Here is a 16766-nt window from a genome sequence, read left to right on the forward strand (position 1 = left end):
ATAACTTCCCTCTTCAGGCACCCAGCTTCCTTTCCTGAAATTCAATACTTCGTCAATATCTCCATCAGCATCAGTATAGATACCAATTTTTTAGAAGACTGGTATTCCGGATTCAGCTGGTCCCGTATTTCCCCTAAAGCTTTGCTTAATTTATTACTTACGGTTTTGTTGCTGATGCCTAAAGCTTCTGCCGTTTCTTCAACGGACATATTTCTTCTGATTCTCATGTCATACACACTCTGCTCCGTGGAAGGAAGCTGTGAAACCACCTCGTCAATCATAGACAGTAAAGCAGAGACCTCATTTTCTTCCAGGATTTCAAAATATTCTGTATCTGATATATCCATTTCTCCCGAAGGATCAAATTCGTCAATACTAATGGTAGACGGTATCTTTTTAGAGCTGTTATAATGATCGATGATCCGGTAATGAAGGTATCGGAGCAGGTATCCTTTTGCACTTTCTGATTCATCGGTATGGATGGAAGCCGTATCCTCAAGAATCTTGATCCAAAGGTTCTGAAGAAGCTCCTCAGACATTTCTTTGTCTCTCGTTCTCATGAACACAAAACGGTAAAGACTATCCCAGTACCGTTCATAAAACAGCATGAATGCAGGACGGTCCCCGGATCTTATTCTCTTTAATATTATATGGTCTGTAGGCTTCATATTGGTATCGCAAAATTACCTAAAGGAAAATTAACTTTTTATGAACTTTGGGGATTCTAAGATTAATTATTTCTGAAAAATATCCCCATAATGTGAATCAAATGTTGATAAAATAGCAAATCTGATTAAAATTATTAACAGGCTGGTTTTAATGTGAATACAATATTAAGAACCACCTGGGGAAGTTTTTCATTTTCACAGTCTTATAGATAGAAGTATCTGTGAATACCATGAAATATTTTATGAAAAGCCAACAATATAAGAATACTGCAGCTTTCGTTTTTAAGCTCTGGCAAAGGGAAGTTTCTGAAGAGAAAATCTCAGAAAAAGAAGATGAATTATTAAGTCAGTGGAAAAATCAGGCAGAAGAAGAACTGGATACGATTCATATGAAAGAATCTAAAGAAAGAGTTTTATCTGCATTGGAACTGTATTTTATCAAACCTGTAAAAAATGCCCCGGTTTATCAATTAAAAAAATACGCTTACGCTGCTGCGGCTGTAGTGATACTTCTGCTGTCAATAGGAGGAATCCTTACTTACCATACTTTTTTTAAACCGGATACCTATACTGCTGACTCCGGAAATCGGACCATCTATCTGAAAGATGGTTCCGTAGTGACTTTATTAAAAGGAGCAGAACTTACCGTCGATAAATCGTTTCCTGCTTCCACAAGGATTGTAGATCTGAAAGGGGATGCTGTTTTTTCTGTAGCCAAATCAAAAACACATCCATTCATTGTACAGGCAGACGGTTTCAGTACCAAAGTATTGGGAACTGTTTTTAAAATCTCCCAGTCCGGAAAAGATAAATCCGTACACCTTTATGAAGGAAAAGTGGCTGTATCTTCCGTTGGAACGGAAGTTTCCTACCTGAAGCCCAATCAGAAGTGGACGAATTTCGGGATAGCTCATACCACAGCAGTGATATCCATCACTACAGAAAAGAAATCAGGGATACAGAAAACAGAATTGCTGTCATTAAGCTTCAATGATGTTTCATTTAAAGAAGTTGCAGATGTGATGCAGGCCAACTATAAAATCAAGATTATATACCCGAAGGAGACTGCTGAGAAAAGGATTACAGCAGACTTTACTGGAGGTGCAGCTGATGAAAATATGGAAGCACTGGCATTTATACTGGGATTGGAAGTGCATAAAGAAGATCATATCTACACCTTGAAAAAATAGAAATCAACCTCGAGAATTAACACTAAAAAATAAACTTTTAATCAAAAGAGAATTTGAACATATGAAAAGATTGAAATGCGGTCTTACCGTTGCGGCAGTATTTTTTACGGTAGCAGCCGAAGCACAGGAACTGGTCCAGAAAGTATCATTTACTGTCCCGGCAAGCAGACCTCTTATTGAGGTGCTGGAAGATTTTGCCGGAAAAACGGGAATGCGGTTGGCTTATTCTAAAATGGATATCAAAGAACTGAAAGTGAAAGGCGTAAAATGTGAAAATACTTCTGTCAACAACTGTCTTAAAGATATTACAAGCGGACTTCCGGTAGCATTCCGTCTCCGCGGAGATCTGATTTCAATAAAATATGAGGGCACAGGTATTTCTGTAACAGGAGACGGCCGGATTTCCGGTAAAATAGTCGACGAAATCGGAAATCCCGTTACCGGAGCTGAAGTTACGATTGCAAAGAAGACTATCCTAACCGATAACAACGGCGATTTTGTAGTGGATCTTCCTTCAGGAATTTATACACTTACTGTAAAAGCTTCAAAATACAGCCCGCTGAGGGTAGAAAAACTTTCAGTCAGCAATAATGAAACCAGTATGGTGTCATTTGCCATGAAACAGGCATCGGATAAAATAACAGATATTAAAGAAGTGGTCATTACGGCCACTCGAAAAGCTGATACCCAGGCAGGACTTCTCGCCCAACAGAAAAAAGCGGCTCAGATGAGTGACGGAATCTCTGCTGAACAGATCGCAAAAACTCCCGATAATGATGTTGGTGGAACATTGAAAAGAGTAACGGGGATCACGACGATCGATAATAAATATGTAGTGGTACGTTCCATGGGAGAACGTTGGAATACAGCAGCGATGGACGGGATCAACCTTCCAAGTACTGAGGCATATAACCAGAATTTTTCATTTGATATTATTCCTACCTCGATGGTGGAAAGCATAGTGGTGAGCAAAACCGCAACACCGGATATGAATGCCAGCTTTGCAGGCGGTTATGTAGAAGTAAGAACCAAAGATATTCCCAATGAAAATTTTACGACAGTAAGCGTAGGCACTTCCTATAATGACCAGTCGGCCTTTAAAGAATTTCTGACCCGTAAGCAGGGAAAATATGATTATTTCGGATATGATGACGGAACAAGAGATTTTCCTAAAGGCCTGGAAGCTACAGACTGGAACAATCCTCTGTTTTTTGAACAGTCTAAAAGATTTACCAATGACAACTTTAGCACCTTCAGGACTAAAGCTGATATGGGATCAAACTTGCAGGTGGCTCTGGGAAGAACTTTTGCCCTTAACAATAACAATAAATGGGGATTTGCCGGAGCATTTACTGTCAGGAATGAACAGAATAAACTGGATATTGACCACACAGGAAGAGGAAACTGGCTGGACACCACAGTACCTTATGATCCGGACTGGCAGGCGAATGGGACAGATCCTATAGTGTTTTACAATTTCAAAAACAAAGGAGTCTCTTATAATTATAATTCTACGTTAGCAGGAATGTTGAATTTCGGACTACAACTAGGCAAAAATAGAATTTCCTTCCGTAATTCTTACACCCATATCTACGATAATACATTGACCCGAGTGACAGGCTGGAACGAATATACAGGAGGTAGCGGAATGGCAGCCAATGCTGAAGCCTCCTATAATTATCTGTATCACGGAATTATTCCTAATAATGATCCTGCACAGATCAAAGGTTTAGACAAACCTTATACAGACAATACCAATTACCCTATTTACCAGACGCTTTTGCAGAATAAACTGGAAGGAAATCATAAAATAGGAAATGCAGAAATCAACTGGTTTGCTGCACGGACAGGCGTGAAATCTGATACTAAAGATTATACACAATACCTGAGTCTTTATGATTTTATAGGCAGTGAGATCCTTACCTATCACAGGATCTATAATTCCGGATCCAATTTTTACAGAGGATATATCGCCAATAAGGAAACGGATTATAATTATGGAACTTCCGTCAAATGGAATATGGACGCGGGAAACTTTAAAAATGATATTAAAGCAGGTTATGCGGGTGTTATAAAAAACAATACCAACCAACAGGAGAAGTTTTTTTTAAGAGTGGATGAAAACAGGGATGTTCCGAGCAGCGAAAAAAACTTTATCACCATGTACGGCTCTTTAGCGCAATGGTTTGACGGCTCTAAATATGTGCCGGGAGGAATAGGCTGGCAAACCAGACCTATGTATAAAAATGATAAATATGAAGGAAAAGTGACCCAAAATGCATTCTATGTGATGTTTGACAACAGATGGAAGAATAAGTTAAGACTGGTTTGGGGAATTCGTGCAGAATATTTTAAGTATGACCTTATTTCTCAACAGTTGGACACTTCAGATAATCAAACGGTTACAAAAGCTCCTGTAGATGATAAGCCATGGCAATGGATGCCTTCCGCGAACTTCACTTACAGCCCTACCAATAAGATCAATCTAAGGCTTGCCTACAACAAAACGGTTATTCGCCCTCAGTTCAATGAGAGAACGGGACTGCCGTATTTTGATCCGGTAGCCAACGGTTTGATTTATAATACAGAAATGACCTCAGCGGTAGTCAATAATTATGATTTTAAATTTGAATGGTTTCCGGGTCTGGGTGAAATATTCTCTGCAGGATTATATTACAAGGATATCGATAGGCCTATTGAGCGTGAAGGACGTCTTTCCAACGAAGGAAACCTGTTTCTGTACAACGGAAATTCTAAAAATGCAAACCTGAAAGGAGTAGAAGTGGAAGTACGGAAAAATCTGGGCTTTATCGCAGAGGGATCTCTTTTAGAGAAACTATATATCAATGGAAACTTCACCTATAACACAACGAAAGTAATCGCTTTTAAAGACCAGTATAAAACGGGTGATAATGATCCAACCTACGAAGTGGAAAGACCTCTTTACGGACAGACCCCGTACGCCTATAATTTAGGAATGACCTACGATGGAAACCGTTTAAATGCCAGTTTTTTATACAATGCCAAAGGCGACCAGTACATCACTGTAGGATATGCCTATAACGGTGAGGAAATACAGCGTCCGTATGCGGTAGCAGATGCCCAGGTTTCCTATAAATTCTTAAGAAACAGAAATCTGGAAGTTAAATTCAATGTCAGAAACCTTTTCAACAGGGTGAAAGAGTTTTATAACAATTTCAACTCCTATTCGGTGCCAAACGGATCTGCGGGAAGTACGATATCAACAGATCGGGAGGCGTGGCAACTTCTTCCCGGAGCTACGGACAAATATGACAAAAATATCGATAAGATTACATTCCGTGCTTACAGTGGAAGGATATTCGGGGTAAGCGTGAACTATACCTTTTAAAAGATTATAAAAAACAGAATAAAGAGCTCATTAATGCAATGTACAGGTTTCGGAAACCTGAGGACGATCCGGATCAATACTGATGATGCGCACAGCAGTACCGGATCAGATAAAAACCGGACGCTGTTATTTTTCCCGGATAGCAGTGGATAAGCAGGGAACCCCGGCAGGACAGCTCCTCCTGAAATGCAGGGTGAATATAAAACCAAATCGCAGGAATATAGAGGCGGATGTTCCTAAATATTAAAAATTTCGGTCATAAAAATAATATAACCGGATCTAGTAAAAATTATAACAATGAAAAAACTAACTTTAATTGCTGTTGCAGCATTATCTCTTACTGCTTGTCAAAATGATCACCTTGCAGATTCTTCTACTCCGTTTGAAATGCAGTCTGCTTCTGCTGAATATATTACAGCTTCTTCACTTCCTGTAACAAGTGTAAGCGGTGATATTACTTCAAGTACAACCTGGAGTGGTGTGGTAGAACTTGACGGTATCGTAACGGTAAAGAACGGTGCTAAATTAACAATCCAGCCAGGAACTTTCATTAAAGCAAAACCAAATGCAGCGAATACTGCTACAGGAGTTCTTGTGATTTCTAAAGCAGGTTCTATTGATGCTACAGGTACAGAATCTCAGCCGATTATTTTTACAAGTTATAAACTGTTAGACGGAGATGAAAATACAACGGCTGCTCCTGGTGACTTCGGTGGGGTGATTATGTTAGGTAATGCACCTACCAATACACCTGATACTAAAACGATTGAAGGATTAACGGGTTCAGATTTTTATTACGGAGGTACCAATGCAGCTCACAACGGGGGAACATTGAAATATGTTCGTATTGAATTTGCAGGATTCGATCTTTTTGCTCCAAACTCAGGAAACGAAATCAACGGACTTACTTTAGGAGGTGTTGGAAACGGTACTACTTTAGATCATATCCAGGTTTCTTACGGTAAAGATGACTCTTTTGAATTCTTCGGAGGTACAGTGAATGCTTCTAACCTGGTTTCTTTTGCTGCGGATGATGATAACTTTGACTTCGACAATGGATATACAGGAACCATCACATGTGCACTGGCTTTAGCTGATTACAATTCTACACACAGTCTTAGCGGATCAAGCCCGGACTCAAACGGTATTGAGCTTGATAACAATGCAGACGGTTCTGTTACCCCGCTTATTACCAATCCTGTCATCAACAATCTTACGATAATAGGTGCTAAAAGCGGTATCTCTGGTCAGGGATCAGCATACGAAAACGGAATCCATATCAGAAGAAGAGGTAAATTAACCTTAAACAACGTAGTTGTTTCAGGATATCCTGTAGGAATCAAAGTAGAAGGTACAGGTTCTGAACTTTCTTCAGTTTCCAACCTAAACTCGATCCAGGTACACGGATTTACAACTTCTGTTACAGGTACAGGTACATCAGGAATTCCTGCTGCCAACCTATTAACAGGAACTACAGCTTCATCTTGGGGTATGAGCCAGCCGTTCTTCAACGAAGGACCATGGAACGTATCTCCTAGAAACTGTGGAAACTTCCAGGGAACTTGGACAAAATATAACTTCTCTATTCAGGAATAAAAACCTTACATGCAGGGGAAGCTTCCCATGTCTTTCCCTGCTTTTTATTTTTCAAAAATCTCTAATAATCTGTATTATGAAAAAACTATTTTTATTATCTATTGTATTGGTATCACAGGCTGTGGCAGCACAGTTTCAGGTATGGAGCAATTCTTTTGATACCCCCGCTGATCTTCAGGGATGGACTACCCATGACCTTAATAACAACGGAAACGGATGGGTACAGGGACAAAATATCTACTTCAACGGTACCGCTCTTACGTATGGTACTTCGGGAGTTCTCAGGTATTCAGTAAGTTTGGTTCCTACAGGTAATGCTGCCGGTTTCGGTACTGAAAACGACTGGATTATTTCTCCGCAGATCAATCTGGAAGGAGCAGCCGGGACCATCAGTCTGGCCGCCTATATCGGAAGACAGAGAACCACCCACCTTAATTTTGGACGTGATCTGTTTATTTATGTAAGCACCCCTCAGAAGCCGATTCCTGAATTGGCAGATTTCCAGGCAATGACCGTGGATGCAGGAGGAAATGATATTCCAAGTCCATACCGAATCATAGCCGGAACTTCCAGCAATCCTTTCCCAAGTGATCTTACTCAGTTTAAAGAAAATCTTATCGATATTTCTGCTTTTGCCGGTAAAAAGATCTACATCGGGATGTGGTCTAACAGAAAACCGAGCGGAAACAATCTGCAGAATATTAACATCGATGAAATGGCTATTTATGCATCAACATTCCTGGGTACAAAGGATGTAAAGAAGAAAGAAAATGTAACCCAAATAACGGAAAACCCGGTAAAGGAATTCCTTCAATTTAAGTTAAATCCAGCCTTTAGAGACAATATAACTCAGGTTACTATTTACAATGGGGCCGGACAGAAGATACTTTCAGCACCGTACAGCAAATCCGTCTATGTAGCGCCATTGCAGGCAGGAATATATATAGCTGAAGTTTCTGACGGAAAAACAACAGAAAGACTGAAGTTTATCAAAAAATAAGCAAACAGTGATGATCCAATAACCTACAGATGATTTCTGGAGGAATTGACCATGAAAACTTTAATCGATCAAAACAGATTTGAAGCTTCCCCGCAGAGAATTTTTGATCATCAACATATCCAACTTAGTTTTTTTATAATTATTCTATTGTCTCGTTGACCAAGGGCGGGACAATATTTCTAAGTTAGATTTTATAATTTAAAACAATATAAATGAATAAGTTCATTGCATTTTTATTTTTCACTCTATTGATTTCCTGTGCGGACAACAGCGTTATGCAGCCGTTCGATAAATCGCAGAAACCCGCTGAAGTTAATATCAAAGGATATTCAAAGCCGGATGTACTACAGCTGAGGCTGAACGGGGTTCCGGTATCCATCAACGGAAGCACTTCTTATACCAATACAATAGAAACCAAACTTGATTTCGTCCTGGATGAAGGCGAAACAGACCGATTGGGCATCTACAACAATGAAACGGGTACCGAGGTAGCCCATTATAACATTACCTACGATAATATCAATGAGTATAAAACCCTGAATTTCTTCAACCTTCCGGGTATTTTTCTTCAGGCTTCAGCTGTAAAACCACAGGTGAATCTGGGGAAAGTAGGATTTGAATTTATTTTTCCAAATCTTGGGGAATATTCCAATACCTCATTGACGAACGTGAAAGGAATTCTGAAAAGAGAGAATGGAGTAGTACTGGCAGAATTCGACAATATTGGAAAGAAGAGCTTTACGGAGGTGAAAATATATAACTATTTCAGCAATACGGCTCCGGTTTATCTGGAATTGTATAAACCCGGAACCTCAACTCCCTATATCGGATCTGAAATCATTAAAGTAAAAATAAAACAGGATATGGGAGCCAATCTGATCGTTATTCAGGAAAAAATGGAAAATGGCATCCTTACGATCAAAGGAGAGATCGATGTAGCAGATTACCTGTAATACCAGCCCGTCTCTATGAAGAAATATATTTGTTTTCAGCTCATGCTGCTTGTTGCAGTTTTCCTATTGATCTTCTCATGCAATAATGATGATGAGAGTGGTCCCCGTTTCCCGGAAGGAAGTACAGAATCTGTGAATCTTTGGGTACTGGACAGTATGAAACGGTACTATTACTGGGCAGAACAGATTCCCGCCAAGCCGGATTACCATCTTCCGGTGAAAGATTTTTTTAAAAGTCTGCTGTCCTCTCAGGACCGTTTTTCATTTGCCGTGGATACTCAGGATCCTTCTTCCTATCCGCGTTCTGTCCGGAATATGTATGGTTTTGATTACGCCGTCATACAGCTACCTAATGGAAATGTAGTAACCACTGTTAAACTGGTTATGAAAAATTCTCCGGCATTCAATTCTGGGCTGCAGAGAGGGATGATGATCACCAAGATCAACGGTAAAGCGATTACTGCATCCAACGCAGAAGCATTAACCTCATCGATTAAAGATCAGACTGTGATAGATCTTACGGTAGGAAACTGGAAAAACGGAGCAGTTGCTGATGAAAAGAATATCAAAGTCTATTACGGATACTCCTTTGAACAGCCGTTAGAGTCTAAAATATTTGAAAAAAACGGTAAGAAGACCGGATATCTCTACATTTATGATTTTCCGGATGGAATGACACCAGCCTTGAACCAGAAATTTGCTGAATTCAAAGCTGCCGGAGTACAGGAACTGATTTTGGATCTTCGTTACAATTACGGTGGTTCAGTATCTTCAGCTGCAGCACTTTGTTCATTAATTCCGCCGGGAATTACGTCCTCCTCACCATTCATTGTCTATAAAGGAAACAAAAACGGAGGAGAAGTAAAAAGAACCTTTGCCCAGCAGATCACTTACGATCCTCATGCCCTTGATTTCAATACCCTTCGTGCCAATTCTTTAGGTTTGAATAAAGTATACATTCTCACCTCGAACAGTACGGCATCTGCTTCGGAGATTGTGATCAATAACCTTAAACCTTATCTACAGGTGGTTCAGGTAGGAGATGTGACCTTGGGGAAAGATATGGCAGGATTTATGGTGGAAGATAAAAGAAAGCCTAAAAAGATCTCATGGCAGCTGCATCCTTTAATATATAAAGTTTTCAATGCCAATGGGGAAGGAGCCTACAGCAATGGAATTGCCCCAGAGATTGCAGCCAGTGAATATGGAACATTACCTTTACTTCCGTTGGGAGATTCAGAAGAAGCCTTAATTTCATCTGCTTTGAACAGTATTTATTCAAAATCAGCAGGTAAAAATGCCTTATATCAGAGTGTTAAGATTTTATTTCAAAGCGATACGCCTTCTGCAGCCATCGGAAAATGATTTCTTTTAAGCTTTACTACATAAACCAACAGCCATGCAGGGAATAGAACCTAAATTTCACAGCAGCCTTACGGACCGGATGGAATATTACCGCGGTCTGCTGAAAAAAACAGCCGTAGATCCCGATATCCAGCCTTCTGATATGATGTCGAGAATCTCAGAATTAAGTAAATTGTATGAAGATTATCTGGCCAATAAAAAGCAATTGGAAAGGAGTATCAAAAATTACAGACAGTATCATAATGATTTGCGTAAACAGCTGACTCTTCGGGTGCGGGAATTAAGACGAAAAACAAGGCAGAAGTGATTTTAATTTAACCATAAAAGGTGTAAAAGTTTTAATACTTTAGTTGTTTTTAAGGTGAATGCTTGATGCATAATAAGATCACATAAGTTTAAAAAAAATCAGAAATTTTTATATTCACAACGCTGAAATCTGTGTTATCTGAAAAATCTGTGGGAATGTTTTTCGAGCATAAAAGAGGTGAAAATTTTTAGCACTTTAGTTATTTTTAAGGTGAAAGCTTGATGAATAAAAAGATCACCTAAGTTTTTAGAAAATCAAAGATTTCTTCATACTCTCAAAACCTTATCAGTTCCTAATGGTTTAAAAGGATTCACTATCATCAGAATCTGTAAACGTTTGATTTTTTGGGATGAAATTCATACATTTATCAGGTTAAGCAGACAGATAAAGAGTGTATGGATCCTGATTGGTTTAGTTTTTCTGATTATTTAAAGATATTCTGGCAGTTCTCGTGGCTGCAGTGGATCGTATTCAGCCTTTTATCGAATATTTTTTTGTTTTTATTTTCAATAGGTCTGTATCAGTTGATTGAAAAAACATGCCGTAAAGAGTTGTTGCAGAAACAAAACCATCCCGTTTCCCAATCCGATATCTATCTCTGCCTTCTTAATGTTTTATGCAATAGTATAGTCATGTTGTTAGGCGTATTTTTATGGAAAAATAACTGGATTATTTTAGATCAAAATCCTTCTGTCTTTTCAATTTTATTTGAGACTGTTGCTTTAATTCTTCTGATGGATCTCCTGATGTACTTTTTCCATTATGCTGCGCATTTACCATTCATATTTAAAGTGTTGCACAGTAAGCATCATGAGCATGTGAGTACCAATTTTCTAAGCCTTTTTGTATTACATCCTTTTGAAACCATTGGTTTTGGATTAATGATTTTAGCTTTATTAATGGGCTATGATTTTTCTATGATCTCAATAAGCCTTTATCTATTGATCAATCTTATCTGGGGAACGATAGGACATCTGAATCGGGAATTTTTTCCGGAGTCATTTGATCAGTTTTTTGTAGGAACGACCAAGTTTCACAACAAGCACCACTTGGATGAAAGTAAGAACTTTGGTTTTTATACCTCTATTTGGGACAGGCTGTTCGGGACGTATCGATCGTGAAAATAGAAATATTTTCTGCTATATCTCATCAATTTTATTGGTGAAAGTTTTATAGCTGATCAATTCTTTATACTTTCTATTCTGCACCCGTTTTGTTAGTTCACAAAGTGTTCTAAAGTCTGATTATATTCATTGATATTTTTATATACGTCAAGTTTTGTCGCATTACCGATTAATTTTGTGCTTCCATTACACAGATTAGATTAAAAAAATATCATCATATGGAAATTTACATTAAATCTTATATTAGGGACTTGTGGGTGTGTTAAAAAATGTTAAATTTACTTCAAAATTTTACAAAAACTAATATTAACTTAAAATACACAAACAGATGAGAAAACTCTACATGAGTGCATTTACTTTATGCACAATCTTGAGCAATGCTCAGGAGGTAGTTTGGCAGAAAGATATCAAATCCTCTACTCAGGATTTCTTAAGCCAGGTGACGACCACTATTGATCAACAGTATTTGATCTCGGGAAGCTCAATTCAGAGCAGTAAACTTCAAGCAGGAGACAGTAAGCAAAATAACGGCTACGATTTTCATTTAATTAAGCTTAACCATCAGGGCGAACAGGTTTGGGAAAAATATTTCTCAGGGCAGAATCATGACTATTTATCATCTTCTGTTGCCACTCAGGATGGAGGATTTTTGGTATCAGGGACCTCCTATTCAGCTAAAGGGCTGGATAAAAAAGATGATTCCAAAGGCGGATCGGACATTTGGTTGATCAGATTAAACGAATTCGGAGATGAACTTTGGCAGAAAACTTTAGGGTCGGCATCCGATGAAGAAGCAAGATCTGTAATTCAGACTACTGATCTGGGATTCTTTGTAGCAGGCAATGTTCAAAATTCAGCTAAAGGTTACGGATCAAAAGATGTTTTGATTATAAAACTCGATAAGAATGGAAAAGAACTGTCTCAATCTATTTTAGGAGGGAAAGGATTGGATGAAGTTGAAAAAATAATTCCAACTAAAGATGGTGGTGCCTTGTTAGGAATCTTTTCGAGAAGCAACATGGGAGGATCAAAGAAAACTGAAAACTTTGGTGAAGGCGACTACTATATTATCAAACTTTCAAAAGATGGAAAAGTAGAATGGGAAAAGAACTTTGGAGGTAAACAAGATGATCATTTGAGAACTCTTGCTTTAACTTCTTCTGGCTATATCATCGGTGGTGAAAGCCGTTCCGAAAGATCAGGTAATAAAACGGTGGGGATTGAAGAAGGAACTGACCTGTGGTTGATCTCTTTAAACGAAAGAGGAGAAGAGATCTGGCAGAAATCCTACAATTTTAGGAATCGGGATATTTTAATGGGTATGAGCGTACTTCATTCAGCAGATGATAAAACTTCTAAAGGACTCCTTTTAGGCGGCTACACGCAGACAGAAGGAAGGGTTGAAACTGACGATGAAACCTTCTGGATGCTTTATTTAAATGCAGATGGAAATGAACAGTGGCGCAAACATGTGAAAGGTGAATCCAGAAAACGAGAAGAAAGGTTATCTGATATAAAGCTAAACAGAGACGGTTCAATCATTCTAGCGGGAACCAGTGCTGAGGAACTAGGAAAAGAAAACTGGAAGATTGTAAAACTGGGAGACAAACAACTTGATCAGTTGATCGAGAAACAAGATATTAAAATTTATCCAAACCCAGTATCAGAGTATGCTTATGTGGAAATAGGCTTTGAATTCAAAGAAGTAGATATTATCCTGTACGATATGGGTGGAAGACAGCTTCAGACTGTGAAAACGAAGAATAAAGTGACGAAGATTAATACACAGAATTTGATTCAGGGGGCTTATCTGGTGACTATAAAAACGGATACGAATAAAACTGCGAATGCTAAATTGATTAAAAAATAAAAAAAACCAAATGAAAAAAATATTAATTCCGATTGCATTGCTATGCATAGAATTTATACATGCACAGCAGGCTACTACTAATGCATCCCTGCCTAATATAATTCCTCCTTCTCCTACAGCTTATGCCCTTGGGAATTATGGGAATGTACCAGTAGGACTTTTTACAGGATCACCTAATATTTCTGTACCATTATTTACCTATAAAACAGGCAGCATTGATCTACCTTTAAGCCTTTCCTATTCTTCTAATGGTGTGAAAGTAGATGAAATTTCTACCAATGTAGGATTAGGATGGAATTTGAATTTTGGAGGGGTCATTACCCGAATGGTGAGAGACAGGGCTGATGACTCATCAACACATATTGCTCTACCTGAAACACTAGACGGCGCCTATACCAATCCTGTAACCAACAATTTTTTATTTACTGTAGGAAATGCCTCCGACGCTCTGGATACGGAAACAGACTTGTATTCCTTTAATTTCAATGGTTACTCAGGTAAATTTTTTTATGACCAGAGTGGGCAACCTCACATTGTGGACCAGCAGGCTGTCAAAATTGAAAGAACAGGAAATACAAACGGTGATGGCCAGGATTTCCTGCTGACAGTTGCTAACGGTGAAAAATACTACTTCACAGAAAAAGAAACTACTATCTACAGAAGTGTCGGGAGCGGACACTCTATACCTTCTGGAGCGGTTACCGCCTAGTATTTGACCAAGATCGTCCACCCGAACGGAGATGAAGTATTTTTAAATTATGAAGCGAATGAACTTTCCCAGTATACAGCATCCCAGTCACAGACTTTAGTGATGTCCATAGCATATCCGTCACTGCAACCCACTTGTCAGGGATCTGGTTATTCACTTGCCCCTTCCGCAGGAGCAATAGTTAACAATACCATTCAAATTTCAGGAAAAAGAATCCTTTCGATCAGCAGCAATAATGTAGCTGATGGCTCTGTTACATTTGAATATGATACAGATCCTGCTTCTTTTGATATCAATGGAAACAAAAAAGTAAAAAACATCCGTCTGCTCGATAAAAATGGAGTGATTATTGAAAGTTCATCGTTTAATTATCTCAACACAGTCAATAAAAGAAACTTTCTTAGTAACATAGCATTCAAAGATCCCCAGAAAAAATACAGTTTTGAATATGAGAATCCCGCAGAGTTTCCTGAAAGACTTTCAAAAGCCCAGGATCATTGGGGGTATTATAATGGTGTGCTAAGTAATAGTGTACTTATTCCCAAGAACATTCCTGACTATGGTCTTTCAAAATTTAATTATGGTGGAGCGAATAAAGAACCCAATCCTAGCTTTTCGAAGATTGGAATGCTCAAAAAAGTTATTTATCCTACAAAGGGCTTTACTGAACTTGAATATGAAGGGAATACCTATTGGGGTGAAAAAACGATCATGCCAAGCCTGTATACCAAGTATCTGGACGTAGAGACAGATGCTGGAACCAGTAACAGATCAGTAGAATATACCCTAATATCACCGGTCAATCAGACCATCAGTATCAGAGCTACGCTGTCACCCAATTCACTATCTGAATGTGAAAGTTTTGCCAATTCAGGTCATTATTCCGGCTCAATACGGATTGGGCAGGGGACGATTTACCCCCTTACCCGTGATAACGTAACCCAGCAAATTTCCTTCAATGCGGTAGCTGGACAAACCTATACTATAACGGCCCGTGCCAATTTTTCGTGTAGTGTTGTCAATACGGAAATCTCCTATTATCAGACCGCTCCACAGACTTTTAATACCAATCTGGATACCGGAGGAGTCAGGGTAAAGTCTACAAAAGATATTGATCCTGTTTCAAATGTACCCGTTTACAAAAGGTATCATTATGCCCATAAAGACGATATTAACCATTCCTCAGGTCTTAAGGGAAATAAAGCCTATTATACTGATATTGATAAAAGGCAGATTTCGTGTTACAATACTGGGGGACTGGGGGGCTGTTACGCTATGATAGAAAATTCGGATGTTGTCCTCTCTTCAAGCAGCCTTATACCATTGTATGATACAGGAACCATGTCCTGTCTTTATCCTTTCGTTACCATCAGTGAAGGAGGGGATAGTTTCGAGAATGGTGGTGAAATGAAAGAATTTACAGTTCAAAGAGATGACCCTGCGTCCAATATATGGGGTCCCGGAGATATAAGTAGCAGTCCTTGGAGCAATAGAGGCTGGAACAACGGGACAGAGCTGAAATCTTTAACACTTAGAAAAAACTCCGGCTCATCAGTCCTGGATATTATTCAGGAAAAAGAAAACATATATGAAAAAAATGATGTTGCAGTTTTTGAGTTTAAAAATTTTACGGGTAAAAAACTCTCTGAGATCGGATGTGGAGGACCTCTTCCGCACCCTTATACCTGTACAGCTTCTGATGTAATCAAGCCCAATAATCAATGCACGGGAAAAGCAGAAGGGACCTCTGTCAATCTCAACGATTTGGAGAATCTTAGTATTAACGAGTACAGAAATATTTCTTACTGGCATTACCTGAAATCCCAAAAAACCACAGACTACTTAGAAGGTATTCCTGTAAAGACAGAAACCGAATATTTCTATAACAATCCTTCCCATTATCAGCTGAGCCGTCAGAAAACTACTTTTCCGGATGGATTTGTCAACGAGACTAACTATAGTTACGCTCACGAAAAAGGCAACCAACTCATGATAGATAAAAACATGATCGGTATTCCATTGGAAACTACCAGTACTCAAACTATTAGTGGTACAACAAAAACATTGGCAAAAACAGAAAAAATTTATCCAAAAATAATATCTGAAATCACCAATAACACTGCTGGTTTAGTACTTCCTTTATCTGTAAAATCATATGACATATCTAACTTAAGCATTCCCCCCTCCACTGAAGTTACTTATGATAAATACGATTTAAAAGGAAATCTTCTGCAATACACAACCAAAGAGAGTATTCCAGTAGCTATTATCTGGGGGTATAACCAAACACAACCTATTGTCAAAATAGAGGGGATCACTTATGATCAAGCATTAGTTTTTCAAGGAATAGCAGATATTATTACTAAATCTAATCAAGATATTGATATCAATACACAAGATGCTTTAATCTCAGCATTGGACAATTTCCGTATAGCTAACAGTAGGTTCTACATTACCACCTATACCTATGATCCATTGATAGGTGTTACAAGTATCACCCCACCATCCGGCATCAGAGAAATGTATAAATATGATACGGAAAACCGACTCGAAAAGGTGATTGATGTCAATGGAAAAGTGCTGAAAGAATACAAATACAATTATAAAAACTAAC

The 16766-nt window shown here is 38.6% G+C and carries 12 protein-coding genes; 11 read left to right on the forward strand and 1 reads right to left on the reverse strand.

The genetic code is table 11. The features are described from left to right. Positions 1-41 precede the first annotated feature (41 nt). Positions 42-668, reverse strand: coding sequence for an RNA polymerase sigma factor (locus tag HHL23_RS04340; RefSeq protein ID WP_169233593.1), 627 nt, complete (start codon positions 666-668; stop codon positions 42-44). Positions 669-910: 242 nt separating this feature from the next. Here HHL23_RS04340 and HHL23_RS04345 point away from each other — a divergent pair, with 242 nt between their 5' ends. The 11 genes from HHL23_RS04345 to HHL23_RS04395 all read left to right on the forward strand — a co-directional run bounded on the left by HHL23_RS04345 (position 911) and on the right by HHL23_RS04395 (position 16765). After that, entirely contained in the window at positions 911-1858 is a 948-nt protein-coding gene (locus HHL23_RS04345; RefSeq protein WP_228464612.1) for a FecR family protein, read from the forward strand. Between the two features lie 61 nt (positions 1859-1919). Next, positions 1920-5228, forward strand: a complete 3309-nt coding sequence (locus HHL23_RS04350) for a TonB-dependent receptor (RefSeq protein ID WP_169233595.1) — start codon at positions 1920-1922, stop codon at positions 5226-5228. Positions 5229-5525: 297 nt separating this feature from the next. Beyond that, on the forward strand, positions 5526-6824 hold the full coding sequence (locus tag HHL23_RS04355; RefSeq protein WP_169233596.1) for a hypothetical protein: 1299 nt from the start codon (positions 5526-5528) through the stop codon (positions 6822-6824). Between the two features lie 76 nt (positions 6825-6900). Further along, positions 6901-7824, forward strand: coding sequence for a T9SS-dependent choice-of-anchor J family protein (locus HHL23_RS04360; protein WP_169233597.1), 924 nt, complete (start codon positions 6901-6903; stop codon positions 7822-7824). 212 nt (positions 7825-8036) lie between these two features. After that, positions 8037-8777, forward strand: coding sequence for a hypothetical protein (locus HHL23_RS04365; protein ID WP_228464614.1), 741 nt, complete (start codon positions 8037-8039; stop codon positions 8775-8777). A gap of 15 nt (positions 8778-8792) precedes the next feature. Beyond that, positions 8793-10142 carry a S41 family peptidase gene (locus HHL23_RS04370; protein ID WP_169233598.1) on the forward strand — a complete coding sequence of 450 codons (1350 nt, stop codon included), beginning with the start codon at positions 8793-8795 and terminating at the stop codon, positions 10140-10142. Between the two features lie 34 nt (positions 10143-10176). Then, entirely contained in the window at positions 10177-10449 is a 273-nt protein-coding gene (locus HHL23_RS04375) for a hypothetical protein (protein ID WP_169233599.1), read from the forward strand. A gap of 395 nt (positions 10450-10844) precedes the next feature. Then, positions 10845-11570, forward strand: a complete 726-nt coding sequence (locus HHL23_RS04380) for a sterol desaturase family protein (RefSeq protein ID WP_169233600.1) — start codon at positions 10845-10847, stop codon at positions 11568-11570. A gap of 331 nt (positions 11571-11901) precedes the next feature. Continuing rightward, positions 11902-13443: a T9SS type A sorting domain-containing protein gene (locus HHL23_RS04385; RefSeq protein ID WP_169233601.1), complete on the forward strand. Its 1542-nt coding sequence runs from the start codon at positions 11902-11904 to the stop codon at positions 13441-13443. 10 nt (positions 13444-13453) lie between these two features. Beyond that, the gene (locus HHL23_RS04390) at positions 13454-14152 is read left to right on the forward strand and encodes a hypothetical protein (RefSeq protein WP_169233602.1); all 699 of its coding nucleotides are present in this window, start codon (positions 13454-13456) and stop codon (positions 14150-14152) included. A 3-nt stretch (positions 14153-14155) separates the two neighbouring features. Further along, positions 14156-16765 (forward strand): hypothetical protein, encoded by a 2610-nt coding sequence (locus tag HHL23_RS04395; protein ID WP_169233603.1) that lies wholly within the window; start codon positions 14156-14158, stop codon positions 16763-16765. The last annotated feature ends 1 nt before the right edge of the window (position 16766 follow it).

This window comes from Chryseobacterium antibioticum, from assembly GCF_012927325.1.
Lineage (GTDB): Bacteria > Bacteroidota > Bacteroidia > Flavobacteriales > Weeksellaceae > Chryseobacterium > Chryseobacterium antibioticum.

Excerpts from the sequence above, each read along its gene's own strand:
- HHL23_RS04390 (WP_169233602.1), top strand. The coding sequence starts at position 13,454 with ATGAAAAAAATATTAATTCCGATTGCATTGCTATGCATAGAATTTATA.
- HHL23_RS04340 (WP_169233593.1), bottom strand. The coding sequence starts at position 668 with ATGAAGCCTACAGACCATATAATATTAAAGAGAATAAGATCCGGGGAC.
- HHL23_RS04350 (WP_169233595.1), top strand. The coding sequence starts at position 1,920 with ATGAAAAGATTGAAATGCGGTCTTACCGTTGCGGCAGTATTTTTTACG.
- HHL23_RS04360 (WP_169233597.1), top strand. The coding sequence starts at position 6,901 with ATGAAAAAACTATTTTTATTATCTATTGTATTGGTATCACAGGCTGTG.
- HHL23_RS04385 (WP_169233601.1), top strand. The coding sequence starts at position 11,902 with ATGAGAAAACTCTACATGAGTGCATTTACTTTATGCACAATCTTGAGC.
- HHL23_RS04380 (WP_169233600.1), top strand. The coding sequence starts at position 10,845 with ATGGATCCTGATTGGTTTAGTTTTTCTGATTATTTAAAGATATTCTGG.
- HHL23_RS04355 (WP_169233596.1), top strand. The coding sequence starts at position 5,526 with ATGAAAAAACTAACTTTAATTGCTGTTGCAGCATTATCTCTTACTGCT.
- HHL23_RS04365 (WP_228464614.1), top strand. The coding sequence starts at position 8,037 with ATGAATAAGTTCATTGCATTTTTATTTTTCACTCTATTGATTTCCTGT.
- HHL23_RS04345 (WP_228464612.1), top strand. The coding sequence starts at position 911 with ATGAAAAGCCAACAATATAAGAATACTGCAGCTTTCGTTTTTAAGCTC.
- HHL23_RS04370 (WP_169233598.1), top strand. The coding sequence starts at position 8,793 with ATGAAGAAATATATTTGTTTTCAGCTCATGCTGCTTGTTGCAGTTTTC.
- HHL23_RS04375 (WP_169233599.1), top strand. The coding sequence starts at position 10,177 with ATGCAGGGAATAGAACCTAAATTTCACAGCAGCCTTACGGACCGGATG.